The organism is Xanthomonas hyacinthi (genome assembly GCF_009769165.1).
GTDB lineage: Bacteria > Pseudomonadota > Gammaproteobacteria > Xanthomonadales > Xanthomonadaceae > Xanthomonas_A > Xanthomonas_A hyacinthi.
In genome coordinates this window covers 2,752,849-2,767,430 of sequence record NZ_CP043476.1, presented here as the reverse complement: position 1 = coordinate 2,767,430, position 14,582 = coordinate 2,752,849, and the positions used below count along the sequence as shown (strand labels likewise).

13 protein-coding genes are annotated in these 14,582 nt (G+C 69.8%); 3 read left to right on the top strand and 10 right to left on the bottom strand.

Translation table 11 applies throughout. The annotated features are described in order from the left end of the window. Positions 1–96 precede the first annotated feature (96 nt). Together FZ025_RS12220 and FZ025_RS12215 are read right to left on the bottom strand one after the other, a co-directional pair. On the bottom strand, positions 97–465 hold the full coding sequence (locus tag FZ025_RS12220) for a hypothetical protein (protein WP_046978877.1): 369 nt from the start codon (positions 463–465) through the stop codon (positions 97–99). A gap of 199 nt (positions 466–664) precedes the next feature. Next, on the bottom strand, positions 665–1,054 hold the full coding sequence (locus FZ025_RS12215; RefSeq protein ID WP_046978878.1) for a BON domain-containing protein: 390 nt from the start codon (positions 1,052–1,054) through the stop codon (positions 665–667). A 155-nt stretch (positions 1,055–1,209) separates the two neighbouring features. Here FZ025_RS12215 and FZ025_RS12210 point away from each other — a divergent pair, with 155 nt between their 5' ends. Beyond that, positions 1,210–2,253: an oxidoreductase gene (locus tag FZ025_RS12210; protein WP_046978892.1), complete on the top strand. Its 1,044-nt coding sequence runs from the start codon at positions 1,210–1,212 to the stop codon at positions 2,251–2,253. Between the two features lie 165 nt (positions 2,254–2,418). Here FZ025_RS12210 and gnd read toward each other — a convergent pair whose 3' ends face one another. Then, positions 2,419–3,360, bottom strand: a complete 942-nt coding sequence (gnd, locus tag FZ025_RS12205; protein ID WP_046978879.1) for a phosphogluconate dehydrogenase (NAD(+)-dependent, decarboxylating) — start codon at positions 3,358–3,360, stop codon at positions 2,419–2,421. 69 nt (positions 3,361–3,429) lie between these two features. Continuing rightward, positions 3,430–4,728, bottom strand: a complete 1,299-nt coding sequence (locus FZ025_RS12200) for a hypothetical protein (protein WP_046978880.1) — start codon at positions 4,726–4,728, stop codon at positions 3,430–3,432. A gap of 229 nt (positions 4,729–4,957) precedes the next feature. On the opposite strand from FZ025_RS12200, the gene FZ025_RS12195 reads away from it, so the two are divergent. Next, on the top strand, positions 4,958–5,848 hold the full coding sequence (locus tag FZ025_RS12195) for a TIGR01777 family oxidoreductase (protein WP_046978881.1): 891 nt from the start codon (positions 4,958–4,960) through the stop codon (positions 5,846–5,848). A 297-nt stretch (positions 5,849–6,145) separates the two neighbouring features. Here FZ025_RS12195 and FZ025_RS12190 read toward each other — a convergent pair whose 3' ends face one another. The 4 genes from FZ025_RS12190 to FZ025_RS12175 form a co-directional block, all read right to left on the bottom strand. Then, the gene (locus FZ025_RS12190) at positions 6,146–6,514 is read right to left on the bottom strand and encodes a glycine zipper 2TM domain-containing protein (RefSeq protein WP_046978882.1); all 369 of its coding nucleotides are present in this window, start codon (positions 6,512–6,514) and stop codon (positions 6,146–6,148) included. A gap of 144 nt (positions 6,515–6,658) precedes the next feature. After that, positions 6,659–7,381, bottom strand: coding sequence for a DUF2242 domain-containing protein (locus FZ025_RS12185; protein WP_046978893.1), 723 nt, complete (start codon positions 7,379–7,381; stop codon positions 6,659–6,661). A gap of 78 nt (positions 7,382–7,459) precedes the next feature. Then, on the bottom strand, positions 7,460–7,828 hold the full coding sequence (locus tag FZ025_RS22025) for a hypothetical protein (protein ID WP_208803632.1): 369 nt from the start codon (positions 7,826–7,828) through the stop codon (positions 7,460–7,462). Positions 7,829–8,077: 249 nt separating this feature from the next. Continuing rightward, entirely contained in the window at positions 8,078–9,502 is a 1,425-nt protein-coding gene (locus tag FZ025_RS12175; RefSeq protein WP_046978883.1) for a nicotinate phosphoribosyltransferase, read from the bottom strand. A 291-nt stretch (positions 9,503–9,793) separates the two neighbouring features. On the opposite strand from FZ025_RS12175, the gene FZ025_RS12170 reads away from it, so the two are divergent. Continuing rightward, a complete protein-coding gene (locus FZ025_RS12170; protein ID WP_046978884.1) occupies positions 9,794–10,792 on the top strand; it encodes a glycoside hydrolase family 53 protein in 999 nt (332 codons plus the stop codon). 349 nt (positions 10,793–11,141) lie between these two features. On the opposite strand, the gene FZ025_RS12165 is transcribed toward FZ025_RS12170, so the two are convergent. Together FZ025_RS12165 and lipA are read right to left on the bottom strand one after the other, a co-directional pair. Continuing rightward, on the bottom strand, positions 11,142–13,319 hold the full coding sequence (locus FZ025_RS12165; RefSeq protein ID WP_046978886.1) for a carboxy terminal-processing peptidase: 2,178 nt from the start codon (positions 13,317–13,319) through the stop codon (positions 11,142–11,144). A 247-nt stretch (positions 13,320–13,566) separates the two neighbouring features. Then, on the bottom strand, positions 13,567–14,577 hold the full coding sequence (gene lipA / locus FZ025_RS12160; protein WP_046978887.1) for a lipoyl synthase: 1,011 nt from the start codon (positions 14,575–14,577) through the stop codon (positions 13,567–13,569). Positions 14,578–14,582: the final 5 nt, after the last annotated feature.

Here is a 14,582-nt window from a genome sequence, read left to right as displayed (position 1 = left end):
CCCAGCGCGCCATCCGAATGCGACTCTATCCTAATGCTCGGGAACAAAGAAACGGGCGACTGTGCGCCGCCCGATGCCGATGCCGATGTGATGCGATCAGGTGCGGCGCGGCGGAGCCTGCACCGTGCGGGCGGCCGCGCCCTGCGTCGCAGCGATCAGCGTCCACGACGACATCCCGGCCCGGACCAGCAGGAAATCGGCATGGCTGCGCAGGCGCGCACGCTCGGCGGCGCCCAGGTCTTCGTCCAGGTGCTGCATCAGCTTGGCGAAGGCCGCCCAGAAACCGGCATCGTCGTGGAAGGTGGCCAGCAGCATGCCCAGCTGCGATTCGAGCTGGCGCAGCGCGAGGGGCAAGCAAGAGGGTCGCAGCGACGTGCCCGCCGAGGAGGTCGAATCCACCGCGCCGACGGACGCGGGGCGTGCGGACGCGGGGCGGGACGCGGCCTGGGAGTAAGCATCCAACATGGCAATTCGCCTGGTAGCCAACGTCGCTTGATGATGCCTGAACGTGCGTCAATGCAATGCGAAGCGCTGCGCCACCACGTGTGGTGGATGCCCGACATGCGTCTGTGTCGGGCAAAAAAAAGCACTCCGGAGAGTGCGTCGTTGCGTGGGGAGGCGGGACGCGCCTCGTCGCGCGCCCCACCTCCACGGATCGCGAGGATCAGTGCTTGGCCGCGCCGGCCACTTTCAGGCCGGACGCGTCGACCTTCTTGACCCCGTCGATCATCTTGGCGACCGCGATGGCCTTGTCGTGCTGCGCCTTGCTCTCGACCGCACCGGACAGCGTGACCGTGCCGTTGAGCGTCTCGACCTTGATGTCGGTACCGGAGACGTCCTTGGTCGCGAGCAGATCGGCCTTCACCTTGGTGGTGATCCAGGTGTCGGCGACCGGCTCCCTGGACGCGTGCTGCATGCCGTCGGTGTGGACCATGCCGGCATGGTCCTTGTCGGCGGTGCTCGGCGGATCGACGGCCAGCGCCTGGCCGGCGGCCAGGGTCAGACCGAATGCGAGTGCGGTGCCGAGCAGCGTGGGCGACGTGAACTTTTTCATGCTGTCCTCCTCCCTTGAAGGTGTGTGGCGCAGTGTCTGCGCGGCGGCGTACAAGCGATGTGACCGGCAAATCGCGGCGGCGTGAAAGGCGTGCACGCCGCGTGACGGCCTGTGCCGGGATACTGGTCGCCCCCTCGCAGCGCAGCTTCGACGCCATGCCCCAGCCCTTCCATCTCGCCCTGCTCGGCTACGGTTTCGTCGGCCGCGTATTCCATGCGCCGCTGATCGCGCACACGCCAGGCCTGCGCCTGCACAGCATCGTGTCCAGCCGCCACGACGAAGCCGCTGCGGCCTATCCGCAGGCGCGCATCGTCGCCGACCCGCAGCAGGCCTTCGCCGATCCGCAGATCGATGCGGTGGTGGTGGCCACGCCGAACCAGACCCATGCGCCGCTGGCGCTGGCGGCACTGGCGCAGGGCAAGCACGTGCTGGTGGACAAGCCGTTCACTCTGGACGTGGACGCGGCGCAGCAGATCATCGCCCAGGCGCAGCGCGCCGGGCGCATCGTCAGCGTGTTCCAGAACCGGCGCTGGGACGGCGACTTCCTGACCCTGCGCACGCTGCTCGACGCGAACAGGCTGGGCGCGATCGCCGAATTCCACTCGCACTTCGATCGCCATCGTCCGCAGGTCGGCGACCGCTGGCGCGAGCATGCGCTGCCCGGCTCCGGACTGTGGTTCGACCTGGGGCCACACCTGCTCGACCAGACCCTGCAATTGTTCGGCCCGCCGGAGGCGATCCAGGTCGATCTGGCGCAGCAGCGCCACGGCGCACAGGCGACCGATTATTTCCATGCCGTGCTGCGCTACCCGCGGCTGCGCGCGGTACTGCATGCCGGCTCGCTGGTGGCGGCGAAGGGGCTGCGCTTCGCCGTGCATGGCGAGCGCGGCAGCTATCTCAAGCATGGCCTGGACACGCAGGAGGCGCAGTTGCGCGCCGGGCTCACCCCGGCCGCGCCGCAGTGGGGTGAGGATCCGCTTGCCGGCGAGCTGACCCTGCTCGGCGCCGACGGCAATGCCGCCACGCATGCGCTGCCGACGCAGCGCGGCGACTATCGGCACTGCTATGCCGGCTTTCGCGAGGCGATGGCCGGGCGCGCGCCCGCGCCGGTGGATGCGGCGCAGGCGCTGGCGGTGATGCGGCTGCTCGAACTCGGCCAGCGCAGCGCCGCCGAAGGCCGCACGCTGGCGCTGGACTGACGCGCCGCGGCCTAGGGCGCGTCCTCAATCCCCAAGCAGATCGCGCCGCTCTTGTGCGTGCACGAGGCAAGCAAGAGCGAGAAGGCGTGGAGGATGGTTCCGCCCGGGCGATGACGTAGCGCCGAGGGCGCACAAGAGCGGCCCCGCGGGAATCGAGGACACGCCCTACCCGGCCGCAGTCGCGGACGGCGGCACGGCCGGCGTTTCGTGCTTGATCGCGTGCCCGCCGAACTGGTTGCGCATCGCCGACAACAGCTTGTCGGTGAACGAATCGTCGTCGCGCGAGCGCAGCCGTTCCAGCAGCGACAAGGTGATCACCGGCGCGGCGACGTTGAGGTCGATCGCCTCGGCCACGGTCCAGCGGCCCTCACCGGAATCCTCCACGTACGGCGCGATGCCGGACAGGCCCGGGTTGCTGCCCAGCGCATCGGAGCACAGGTCCAGCAGCCACGAGCGCACCACGCTGCCCTGGCGCCAGACCTCGGCGATCTGGTGCAGGTCCAGCTCGAACTCCTGCTTGCGCGCCATCAGCGCGAAGCCTTCGGCATAGGCCTGCATCATGCCGTACTCGATGCCGTTGTGGACCATCTTGGTGAAGTGGCCGGCGCCGCTGGGACCGACCCGGCCCCAGCCGGCGTCGGCGGCCGGCGCCAGGGTCGCGAACAGCGGATCGAGCCGCTGCACCGCCGCGGCGTCGCCGCCGATCATCAGGCTATAACCCTCCTTCAGGCCCCATACGCCGCCGCTGGTACCGCAATCGACGTAGGCGATGCCGTGCGCGGCCAGTTCGCCGGCGCGGCGCATCGAATCCTTGTAGTACGAATTGCCGCCGTCCACGACCACGTCGCCTTCGCCCAACAGCGGCAGCAGCGCGGCCAGGGTGTCGTCGACGATCTTGCCGGCCGGCACCATCAGCCACACCGCACGCGGCGCCGGCAGCGCCGCGACCAGCGCGGCCATCGCCTCCACCGTCTCCACGCCGCGCTGCTGCGCCGCGCTGCGCGCCGCCGCGCCCAGGTCGAAACCGACCACGCGGTGGCCACCACGCACCAGCCGCTCGGCCATGTTCGCGCCCATCCGGCCCAAGCCTACAAGTCCCAGTTCCATGCGTCTGTCCTAGCTCGAAGAGAGGACCGTTAGGGTCGCACGAAGCGTTGCGCCGCGGCTGACGCGCAGCTAAGGCGATTGCGCCTGCGCCGCCTGCGCGCAATCCTGCAACTGCTGGTCGCGCCAGCGCCGGTACAGCGTGGTATGCAGGTTGTGCAGGGTCAGGTCGATCGCGAACGGCGTGCGCGGATTGCGGTCCAGCAGGCGCGCCACGTGATAGCCGATCGGTTGGCGGCCCATGGGGTGCACGTACACCTCGAAGCCGCGGTAGAAGGGATCGTCGAGCAACGCATCGAGCTGCGCCAGGACACTGCGTTGCGCCGGCGATAGCGTCGCGCGCAGCACGGGATCGCGCTCGAACAGCAGTTTCTCGAAGCGCTTGCGGCCGGGTCCGCGCAACGCCTGCGCCAGTTCCCAGATGCGCCGGTTGCTGGCGTCGTAGTAGGCGAAGCCGCCATGCGTGCGCAACGCCGCCGCCTCGGCGCCGACCGCCACGACCACGAAGTTCTCCGCCTGGTTGTTGATGTCGTCCAGGTAGCGGCGCTCGAACACGTGGGCGATGAAGCCGGGCGCGCCGAGGAAGGCGGCGCCGCCCAGTTGCGACGTCTTGGCCGCCTTGCCGTCGGCGAAGAATTCGCCGGCATGCGCGCCGAGCAGGATGCTGTCGGTGTCGTGCAGGGTGAGGAAGGTGCCGATCGACAATTCCCCGGCGCTGAACGCGCGATCGAAGCCGGCAGCGCCGTATAGCTCGCGCTGCGTGGCCAGCTGCGCGATCTGCCGGCCGACGCCGCATTCGGAGCGCACGCGGCCGCTGTAGAAGGCCTCGATCGCGCGCGCATTGCCCTGCAGCGGACGGTAGCCGCGGCCGAAGCTGCGGAAGCGCTGCCAGCCCTGCCGGCGCGCGCCGCCCGGGCCGAATCCGATCCAGCCCAGCTGCAGCGCACTGAACCGGTAGCCGGGGTTGCCCTGCAACTGCGTCACCGCACGCTGGGTGGCCGCGCCGAGCAGCAGGAAATAGCCGCAGTGCGTGGCCGGCGCCTGCAGCAGCGCGCGCAGCGCGTCGCGCCGTTGCGCCTGGTCCCATTGCGCCGGCAACGCCGCCTGCAGGTCGCCGTGCGCCTGCGCATCGGCCAGCGAGCTGCGTGCGCAGGGTGCGCCAGGCAGCAGCCGCGGCTGCGCGGCAGGCGTGCTGTCGATGCGCCAGCCGAGCTGGCGCAGCAGCGCGGCCAGGCAGTCGGCGCTGGCCTGGTCGGCCGCTTGCGGCGGCGCCGCGAGCGCAGCGCCCGTGGCCAACGCCAGCGCCAGCAGCAAGCGCGCGGCAACACGGCGACGGCGCAGCGGTTGCTGGAGCGCAGTGGGGGCAGTCATGGCGCGAGCATGGCAGAGGCGGAAGAGGACAGACCCAGGATGGATGGATGGCTGCGCTGCGGGACGCGCACGCGGAGGCGGAGGCGCAGCGTGACGCGCGCGTGGTGCACGCGCCGCGAAGCCGTGCGCCGCCGCGGCGATGCGCATGGCGGCCATCGGCAGGCGCATTCACTCGGCCGCAATGCCGGCCAACCCTACACTGCCGCTCCCCGCTCGCGGAACCAGCGTCATGCATGTGCTCGTCACCGGCGGCACCGGATTCATCGGCCGCGCCCTCTGCCCCGCCCTGCTCCAGGCCGGACACCAGGTCAGCGTGCTCACCCGCGACGCGGCGCGCGCGGCACGTGCGTTGCCGGGCGTGCAGGCGCTCGAAGACCTGCAGGGCGCGGCACCGGCACACGCGGCGATCAATCTGGCCGGCGAACCGTTGAGCGCGGGTCGCTGGAACGAGACCCGCAAGCGTCGCTTCCGCACCTCGCGCATCGGCAGCACCCGTGCGCTGCTCGACTGGATCGCGCAACTGGACCCGGCGCAGCGTCCCGCGTGCCTGCTCTCCGGCTCGGCGATCGGCTGTTACGGCGACCGCGGCAACGACCTGCTCGACGAGCGCAGCGCGGCCGGTGCGGATTTTGCCGCGCAGCTGTGCCGCGACTGGGAGGCCGAGGCGCTGCGTGCGCAGGCGCTGGGCGTACGCACCAGCCTGGTGCGCACCGGCGTGGTGCTCGGCGGCGACGGCGGCGCGCTGGCGCGGATGCTGGTGCCGTTCCGGCTCGGCCTGGGCGGGCGCATGGGCGACGGCCGGCAATGGATGAGCTGGATCCACCGCGACGATCATGTCGGCCTGTTGCTGTGGCTGCTGCAGCACGGCGGCGACGGCGCCTACAACGCCACCGCACCGACCCCGGTGACCAACGCCGATTTCGCCCAGCAACTGGGCCAGGCGCTGCACCGGCCGGCGCTGCTGCCGGCGCCGGCCGCGGCGCTGCGCCTGGCCTTCGGCGAGATGGCCGACCTGCTGCTCGGCAGCCAGCGGGTGCTGCCGACGCGTGCGCAGCAGGAAGGCTACGTGTTCCGCTATCCGGAGCTGGGCGCAGCGCTGCACGCCGTGGTCGGCGGCTAACGCATCATTTGCTGGCGACCTGCAACGTGTGTGAGCGACTTCAGTCGCGACGGGCATTCCCGATAAAGTCCCGTCGCGACTGAAGTCGTTCCCACAAAAAGCGCCATAGCCTGAAAGAAGCACCATTGCCTGGTGGTCCTCAGCGAGCCACGCGCGGCCTGCGCTGCATCATCCCGAGTGGCGGTACACACATTACTCAGGCCGCAGCAAGCAACACAAAACGCCCCGGCGGATGCTGTCCGCCGGGGCGTTCTGTGTTTCGAGCGCTGCGCCGCGATGGCCTATCGCGGCGGCGACTCAATAGCGCTTGCAGACAGTCTCGACCACGCGGTTGCCGTTGGCCTGCTGGCGCTGGCCCTGGATGTAGCGCCCGGTGGCGCCGCCAGCGACCGCGCCGCCGACCGTGGCCAGTTTCTTGCCGTCGCCCTTGCCGATCTGGTTGCCGAGCAGGCCGCCGATCGCCGCGCCGGCCACGGTGCCGCCGATGCGGTCGGGGTCGGTGTTGTTCTTCTGCACCGCGACCTTCTTGCAGTGCACGCGGGTGCCGTCGTTGAAGCGGCGTCCGGCGTCTTCCGGCCCGTATTGGCGCCGCGCCTGCGCCAGCGGCGCGGCGGCCGTGGCGATCGCGAGGATGCTGAGACACACGGCGGATTTGAAAGTGTTCATGCTGGTTGCTCCTGGGTGGCGGAGCCGATGCCTGCTGCAGGCATCGCACTCTCGACAGGGTTCACCTTTGCACCGCGATTGCAAATGAATCGTGAAGCGAAACTCCCTCTATTCAGTTTCGGCAGGCGCGGACGAACGCAGGCCTCAGCGCGGTGTGGTGCCGTCGCTGACGGCGGGCGCGACGGCAGCCGCAGGCATCGCATCGGCGGCGGGTGCCGGTGCCGGTGCTGCTGCTGGTTCTGCTGCTGGTTCTGCTGGTGCTGGTGCTGCTGGTGCCGGTGCCGGCACCGCAGCGGCAGGCTCGGGCTTGGGCGGCGGCGGCGGCTCGGGCGCGGCCGGCTTGGCCTTGGGCAGGTATTGCGCCATGAGTTCGAAGAAGCGCTTGTAGAAATCGCCGTCCTGCACGGTGCTGCTGGCCACGCGCACCAGCGAGTCGTCGCTGCTGCCGACCGGCAGCGACACCGAGCCGAGCACGCCAACGCCGACGCTGGCCGAGGTGGCGCTCTTCTTCAGCGCATAGCGGTCCTGCAGCGCGCTGACGAACACCCAGGATTCGTCCTGGCCGTGCGCCACGCACGATACGCGCAGTTCCAGCTGCTCGTGCGACTCCTGGTTGGGCTGGAAGTTCTTGGTGCCTTCGACCGCATCGGCGGTGGCCTTGGCCACCACGTAGCCCTGGCTCAGCAGCGCGCGCCGCGCCGATTCGCAGGCCTGGCCCGGCTGTACCGGATAGCTGCGCGAATAGGTGTTATCGGAATTGAAGGTCTCCTTCACCAGGTTGTCCTGCTTGCGGGCGAAGCAGCCGCTCAGGCCGATCGCGACCAGCACGAGCGCGGGAAAGGCGAGGACGTTGGCAGAAGCGGACATGGCCATGGACCGGAAGGAAGGAACCGGCCAAGGATAGCCGCAAGCGCGTCGAGACGGCCTTGATGCCGCCGCCAGCGCTCATCCCGCGGTTAGCGAGTCCGCTGCCGGTCGCAGCGACAGGCCCAGCCGCAGCAAGCCGCTGCCGCGGTCGCAGCGCTCGGCGCGTTGGTAGTGGCAGGCGTCGAACAGGGCTAGCGTTGGCGATCGCCGCGCCGTCGCGGAAGCGCATGATCGCATCGTTGCCGGCCTGCTGCGGCGGCTGCCGCGACAGCGCCAGCCAGGACAGCCGGAAGCGCTGCAAGGCGTGCAGCAGCGCATCGCCGCGACCGCGGGCGGAACCGGCGCCGTTGCTGTACAGAGCACGCGCTGCTCGACCCGCAGCCCGTCGCATTCGGCCTCGCCCAGCGTCTCCAGCAGTTGCAGGAACCAGGCTTCCTCGTCGCTCATCCAGCCCCGACTGCGACGGCGGTAGCGCGGACAGCGGCGCCAGGCCCTGGCGCAGCATCGCGAAATGGTCCGGCGGCGACGGCGGCAGGCTGGCCACGGCGGTGCCGCCGGCGTGCGGGCGCAGCGTCTCCGAACAGAAGCGGCAACGCGCGAACACGGCCGCAGCGACGCATCCGGGGTGAAGGTCGCCGGCTGCGCGACGCGGTAGTCGCGGCGGCCTGAACGCCATGCTGGCGCCCATGCCGACACCTACAGACGCGCGGCGTTCGCGCGCTCGCGCACCTGCGCCAGGCTCCAGTCGTGCAGCAGGCGGCCGTTTTCCCATACCGTGACCATCGCGTCGTCGTAGCCGGCAGGCCGCGCGAGTGCGTCCAGCGACGCGGCCGCGGCCGGCACCGGCTCGGTGCGGTAGCCGCCGTACTCGCGATGGCGCAGCAGGCTCATGCGGCCGCGCTTGCTGAGCTTGCCCTTGTCGGTGACCGGGTCCTTGTAGACGTCGATCCAGGCGCCGTCCACGCGCGCGGCCGAGCACTTCAGCGCGAACTTCTGGGTGTCGCGGTCCAGCCGCTGCAGCAGCGCACCGCCCATGCCGAAGGCGACGTTGTCGGTGGCGTAGCCGGCGCTGGTGACGCGTTCCAGGATCGCGCGGATGCTGGTCGGGTTGACCCCGTCGCCCTGGATCACGCGCACGTGGTTGAGCACCTTGTAGCCCTTGCCGTTGACGCTGTGGCCGAAGGCCTCGTCGAGCAGTTCCAGGCACTGGTGCACCACCGCGACCGGGTCGCCGGAATCGGGGCGGATCACCACCGTGGCGCCGGAGGCGATCACCTCCTCGCGCAGGGTGCTGCCCCAGTGCTCGCGGATCGCGTGGAAGATGTCGTAGCTGTCGGACACCACCGCGACGATGCCGCCGGGCTTGCCGAACTGCCTGAGCATGTTGCGGTACGCATCCACTTCGCGCTCGCGGCCCCAACTGGTGATGGTGCTGTGCTCGGCGGCGGGAATCGAGTAGCCGGCCATCGGCTCGTGGTAGTGGGCGCGCGCCAGCAACAGCCCGGACACGGTATCGGTGCCGAGGAAGTTGACCAGGTGCGCGGCGCCGCCGATCGCCGCCGACTCCAGGCTGGACACGCCGCGCGCGCCGAAGTCGTGCAGCTTGAACGGCAGCTGCCCTTCCGGATCGTCGCTGGTGCGCTCCAGGAACTGGCGCAGGGTCTGCTTGGCGTGCCAGCTGACCGTGGCCACGGTGACCGGATACCAGATGCGCAGCAGCAGCGTTTCCAGGTACGACGGCACCCAGTAGGCCTGCGCGTCGGTGGACTCGATGGTCATCAGCGCGTTGTGCGTGGGCACCACGCTGCCCTCGGGCACGGCGCGGATGCGGATCGGCAGCTGCCCGCCGAGGCGATCGACGATGTCGCGCCAGCCGGCCTCGTTGAACGGCTCGCCGTGCGCGGCGAACAGCTCGCGCGCCGCGTCGATGTCGGCGTGGGTGACGGCGCGGCCCAGCGCCTCCTTGAGGATCGACTGCAGGCCGAAGAACACGGTGCGGTCGTACACGCCGCCGCGCGATTCCACGTAGAAGAACGTGGCATCGGTGCCGGCCGGATATTGCAGCCAGTGGCTGGCCTTGTAGCTGTCGGTGTTGAGCAGCAGGTTGTCCAGGCATTGCATGACGGGAAGCTCCTTCGCGTCGGGGAAAGCCGGCGGTCTGTCCGCTGGCCGGGGCAGGCCGCGGTCAACCGCGGTCCAGGAAGAATTCGAGCAGATGCAGGGCGCAAACGCTATGCCGATGCGCGAGTGGGTCACGTGCGTGCGCGCAGCCGCCGCTGTCGCCGGGCGTAGACGCCCTGCGCTGCAGCGCGCGCTGCACGCGCGAACGCGCTAGCCTCGCGCTCGCCCCGGCCAGCCCCGCAGGTATCCAGGCATCGCTTACGAGCACTCCACCATCGCGGGGAAGAACCTATGAACGGATCGAGCAAACGCATCTGCGCGTGGCTGACGCTGTTGCTGCCGACCTGCCTGTGCGCGCCGGCGGCGGCGCAGAATTTCGCCAAGGGCGCGGACGTGAGCTGGATCGACCAGCAGGAGAACAGCGGCCGCGTATTCCGCAATGCTGCGGGCGCGAACGCCGACTTCTTTGCGTTGCTGAAGGGCACCGGCGTCGACGCGATCCGCTTGCCGGTCTGGGTCAACCCCAAGGACGGCTGGTGCGGCGGCGCCGACGTGCTCAGCATGGCCAAGCGCGCCAAGGCGCAGGGCATGCGCATCATGCTCGACGTCCACTACAGCGACGGCTGGGCCGATCCCGGACGGCAGACCAAGCCCGCGGCATGGAACGGCGATACGTTCTCCAAGCTGGTCAGCGACGTCTACGCGCACACCAGCGGCATCCTTTCGTACCTGAAATCCAACGGCATCGGCGTCAGTTGGGTCCAGGTCGGCAACGAGATCAACGGCGGCATGCTGTGGCCGGACGGCAAGACCCCCAACTTCGGCAATCTCGCGCAGCTGATCGACAGCGGCTACAACGCCAGCAAGGCGGTCTATCCCGACGCCAAGGTGGTCGTGCATCTGGCCAACGGCTACGACAACGCCACCTTCCGCTGGTTCTTCGACAGGCTCAAGTCCGCCGGCGGCAAATGGGACGCGGTCGGCATGTCGTATTACCCCTCGAGCAGCGGCTGGCAAAGCGCCAATACCCAGATCGCCAGCAACATGCGCGACATGGTGGCGCGCTACGGCACGGACGTGATCGTCGGCGAAGTGGGCATGGATTGGCAGCAGGACGCGGCCACGCGGTCGATGCTGGCCGACCTGGTCGCCAAGACCCGCGCGGTCGGCGCGCACGGGCTGGGCGTGTTCTATTGGGAACCCGATGCCTATCCGGGCTGGCAGGGATATACGAGGGGTGCGGTGAACAGCAACGGGCAGCTCACCCAGGCGCTGTCGGCGTTCCAGTAGCGCGCGCGTTGCCGGCCGCGCCGATGCGCGGCGGGCCTGCCTGCCGCCGGCTGCGCACGCCGCTGCCTGTGCGCTGGCAGCGCATTGGCGATGCGGCCGGCGACTGGCGGCCGGTCGCATCCGCATGCCAGCATCGGCGCGATCTCTCGCCACCGGCCAGGCCGGGCAATTCCGTCTGCCAGAGTTGCGCCAGGCGCAGCTGCGGCGCGCGCGCCAGCGGATGCGTGGCAGCCGCTACCGGCAGCGATGAGCGCATGCGATGGCGCGCAGCCAGGCGAACGCCCAACGAAAAACGCGCCACCGCTGGACGATGGCGCGTTCGGTTTTCGCGCGGCGGTGGAGCGTGCGCTCAGTCGGCCCAGCGCCCCGGGCCGGTGGACTGCGGCAGCACCTGCACCGACAGCGGGCGGTCCTTCTCCAGCAGGTTCAACGCGTCGGCCAGGATCGCCGCCGACTCGCGCAGCAGCGGGTCCGGGCGCTTGTCGACCAGCTTCTCGCGCGCGGCGTCCTTGACGATGTCGCGCTCGTTGCCGGTCAGGCCGTCGTCGCTGCTGTCGTCGGCGAGCGGGTCCAGCGGCAGGCCGAGCTGCTTGCGCGTCTCCTGGCGCTGCTTGCGCTGCACGTCCTGCTTCTCGCGCTCGGCGCGGCGCTCGGCCTCGTTGAGCACCACGTACTTCTTCGCCGCCTCGGTGCGGAACTGCTGCACGTCCTCTTCCCACCACTGGAATTCCTTGTCGCTGGCGATGCGGCTGGCATGCAGCGTCTCCAGCTTCGGCAGCAGCGGCGCGAAGTTGCCGTACTGGGTGTGCGGCACCGCGGCGATGCGGGTCCACGGCAACGCGTTGGGGTAAGTGCTTTCGCCGAACTCGGTGGCATCGACGCTGGCCGGGAACGCGATGTCCGGCACCACGCCCTTGTGCTGGGTGCTGCTGCCGCTGACCCGGAAGAACTGGGCGATGGTCAGCTTGACCTGGCCGAAGCGGTCGGTCTCGTTGGCCGGCCAGCGGTCCAGGTCGACGATGTTCTGCACCGTGCCCTTGCCGAAACTGGTCTCGCCGATGATCAGGCCGCGGCCGTAGTCCTGGATGGCGCCGGCGAAGATCTCCGAGGCCGAAGCCGAGCCGCGGTTGATCAGCACCGCCAGCGGGCCGTCCCAGGCCACGGCCGGGTTGTCGTCGCTGTTGACGGTGACGCGGCCGCCGGATTCGCGCACCTGCACCACCGGACCCTGCTCGATGAACAGGCCGGTCAGTTCGATCGCCTCGTCCAGCGAGCCGCCGCCGTTGTTGCGCAGGTCCAGCACCACGCCGTCGACCTTGTCGGTCTTGAAGCCGGCCAGCAGCTTGGCCACGTCGCGGGTCGCCGAGGCGTAGTCGCTGGCGTTGCGGCGGCGGCCCTCGAAGTCCTGGTAGAAGGCCGGCAGCTTGATCACGCCGACGCGCCGCGCCGGCTCGCCGTCCTTCGCCGGCAGGCTGATGGCCTCGCCCTTGGCGGCCTGCTCGGCCAGGCGCACCTTCTGCCGGGTCAGCAGCAACTGGCGGTGCTTGCCGTCCACGCCGGCCTCGGCCGGGATGTACTCCAGGCGCACCTGGGTGTCCTTGTCGCCGCGGATCTTGGCCACCACGTCGTCGATGCGCCAGCCGATCACGTCCTCGACCTGGCCGGACTTGCCCTGGCCGACACCGACAATGCGGTCGCCCGGCTTCAGCGTGCCGTCCACCGCGGCCGGGCCGCCCGGGATGACCTCGCGGATCACCACCATGTCGTCCTGCTTCTGCAGCTGCGCGCCGATGCCTTCCAGCGACAGCGACATCTGCTGGTTGAAGTTCTCGGCGGTGCGCGGGGTGAAGTAGTCGGTATGCGGATCGACGGTGTTGGTGTAGGCGTTCATGAAGAACTGGAACACGTCCTCGCTCTTCAGTTCCTTCACCGAATCGGCGAGGCTGGCATAGCGCTTGTCCAGGGTCTTGCGGATGTCCTCGGGCTTCTTGCCGGCCAGCTTGAGCCGCAGCCAGTCGTTCATCACCGACTTGCGCCACAGCTCGTCCAGCTCCTGATTGTCCTTGGGCCACGGCACGTCCTTGCGGTCGTACTCGAACTTCTCGTTACCCTCGAAGCTGAAATCCTGCTTCAGCAGCTTGCGCGCGTAGCCGATGCGCTCGTCCACGCGCTGCCGGTACACGGCGAACACCTGGAACGCCGGCTCCAGCTGGCCGGAGGCGATATTGGCGCCGAGGTTGGCCTGGAATGGGGCGAACCTGTCGACATCGGCCTGGGTGAAGAACTGCTTGCTGCCGTCCAGCGTCTCCAGGTACTTCTTGAAGACTTCCTTCGACGTCGCCTCGTCCAGCGCGCGCGGCCGGTAGGCGTAGCGGCTGTCGGACAGCAGCCCGTACACCAGCTTGGCGGTGGTGGACTGGTCGGCAGTCGAGGCCGCCGGCAGCGCAGGCGCGTCGGTGCGCGCGAACAGCGCCAGCGGCGCGGTCAGCGCGAACGCCAGCAGGAAGACGGAAGCTTTGAATTTCATCTAGGGACTCTCGGCACCAGGCCGTCAGGGGGCTGCAGAACGTGTGAGACAACACGACAGTGCCGCAAGTTGCAGGCACTGTCGCCTGTTCCTGAACCAGACTAGCCGCGGCCCGGTAGCGAAATGTGAATGGCGCCGATGCAGGCGCTGCGGGCGGGCGCAGAGGCCGCCGCGGCGGGCACGCGGCAGGCCTCCGGCAGGCGCCGGACGCTGCGCTCGAACGCGGAATCGATGCCGCTGCGCCCGCTCAGGCAGCGACGCCGGCGCCGGCGGCCTGGCGGTCGGCGTGGTAGGACGAACGCACCATCGGCCCGGAGGCGACGTGGCTGAAGCCCAGCGCCTTGCCGTACTCCTCCAGCGCCTTGTATTCCTCCGGCGTCCAGTAGCGCATCACCGGGTGGTGGTGCGCGGTGGGTTGCAGGTACTGGCCGATGGTGACCATGTCCACGGCGTGCGCGCGCAGGTCGCGCAGCGTGGCCTGCACCTGCTCCAGGGTCTCGCCCAGGCCGAGCATGATCCCGGACTTGGTGGCGATGGACGGGTGCTGCGCCTTGAACTTCTGCAGCAGGGTCAGCGACCACTGGTAGTCGGCGCCGGGACGCACGTTCGGGTACAGCTCCGGCACCGTCTCGATGTTGTGGTTGAACACGTCCGGCGGATTGGTCGCCAGGATCTCCAGCGCGCGGTCCATGCGGCCCTTGCCGCGGAAGTCCGGGGTCAGGATCTCGATGCGGGTGGCCGGCGCGGCGGCGCGGATCGCGCCGATGCAGTCGGCGAAGTGCTGGGCACCGCCGTCGCGCAGGTCGTCGCGGTCGACGCTGGTCACCACCACGTAGCGCAGGCCCATGTCGGCCACGGTCTGCGCCAGGCTGGCCGGCTCGCCGGCATCCGGCGGCTTGGGCCGGCCGTGGGCGACGTCGCAGAACGAGCAGCGGCGGGTGCAGACCTCGCCGAGGATCATGAAGGTGGCGGTGCCGTGGCTGAAGCACTCGTGGATGTTCGGGCAACTGGCTTCCTCGCAGACCGTGACCAGGCGGTTCTCGCGCAGCTTGGCCTTGAGGGTCTGCACCGCGTTGCCGGACGGGATCCGCACCCGGATCCACGACGGCTTGCGTAGCACCGGCGCGTCGGCGAACTGCACCGGCGAGCGGTTGATCTTGTCCCCGCCCAGCTGCTTGACGCCGGCCTGCAGCGGCACGGGCGCGCTGTCGTCGGAAAGGACCTGCAAGGGGATGCTGCGTGCGCTGGGCTGGGTCATGGCGT

What these genes read in the sequence shown, in the direction of transcription:
- FZ025_RS12200 (WP_046978880.1), bottom strand. Translation starts at nt 4,728, where the DNA reads ATGACTGCCCCCACTGCGCTCCAGCAACCGCTGCGCCGTCGCCGTGTT.
- gnd (WP_046978879.1), bottom strand. Translation starts at nt 3,360, where the DNA reads ATGGAACTGGGACTTGTAGGCTTGGGCCGGATGGGCGCGAACATGGCC.
- FZ025_RS12215 (WP_046978878.1), bottom strand. Translation starts at nt 1,054, where the DNA reads ATGAAAAAGTTCACGTCGCCCACGCTGCTCGGCACCGCACTCGCATTC.
- FZ025_RS22025 (WP_208803632.1), bottom strand. Translation starts at nt 7,828, where the DNA reads ATGAGCGACGAGGAAGCCTGGTTCCTGCAACTGCTGGAGACGCTGGGC.
- lipA (WP_046978887.1), bottom strand. Translation starts at nt 14,577, where the DNA reads ATGACCCAGCCCAGCGCACGCAGCATCCCCTTGCAGGTCCTTTCCGAC.
- FZ025_RS12190 (WP_046978882.1), bottom strand. Translation starts at nt 6,514, where the DNA reads ATGAACACTTTCAAATCCGCCGTGTGTCTCAGCATCCTCGCGATCGCC.
- FZ025_RS12175 (WP_046978883.1), bottom strand. Translation starts at nt 9,502, where the DNA reads ATGCAATGCCTGGACAACCTGCTGCTCAACACCGACAGCTACAAGGCC.
- FZ025_RS12195 (WP_046978881.1), top strand. Translation starts at nt 4,958, where the DNA reads ATGCATGTGCTCGTCACCGGCGGCACCGGATTCATCGGCCGCGCCCTC.
- FZ025_RS12210 (WP_046978892.1), top strand. Translation starts at nt 1,210, where the DNA reads ATGCCCCAGCCCTTCCATCTCGCCCTGCTCGGCTACGGTTTCGTCGGC.
- FZ025_RS12170 (WP_046978884.1), top strand. Translation starts at nt 9,794, where the DNA reads ATGAACGGATCGAGCAAACGCATCTGCGCGTGGCTGACGCTGTTGCTG.
- FZ025_RS12220 (WP_046978877.1), bottom strand. Translation starts at nt 465, where the DNA reads ATGTTGGATGCTTACTCCCAGGCCGCGTCCCGCCCCGCGTCCGCACGC.
- FZ025_RS12165 (WP_046978886.1), bottom strand. Translation starts at nt 13,319, where the DNA reads ATGAAATTCAAAGCTTCCGTCTTCCTGCTGGCGTTCGCGCTGACCGCG.
- FZ025_RS12185 (WP_046978893.1), bottom strand. Translation starts at nt 7,381, where the DNA reads ATGTCCGCTTCTGCCAACGTCCTCGCCTTTCCCGCGCTCGTGCTGGTC.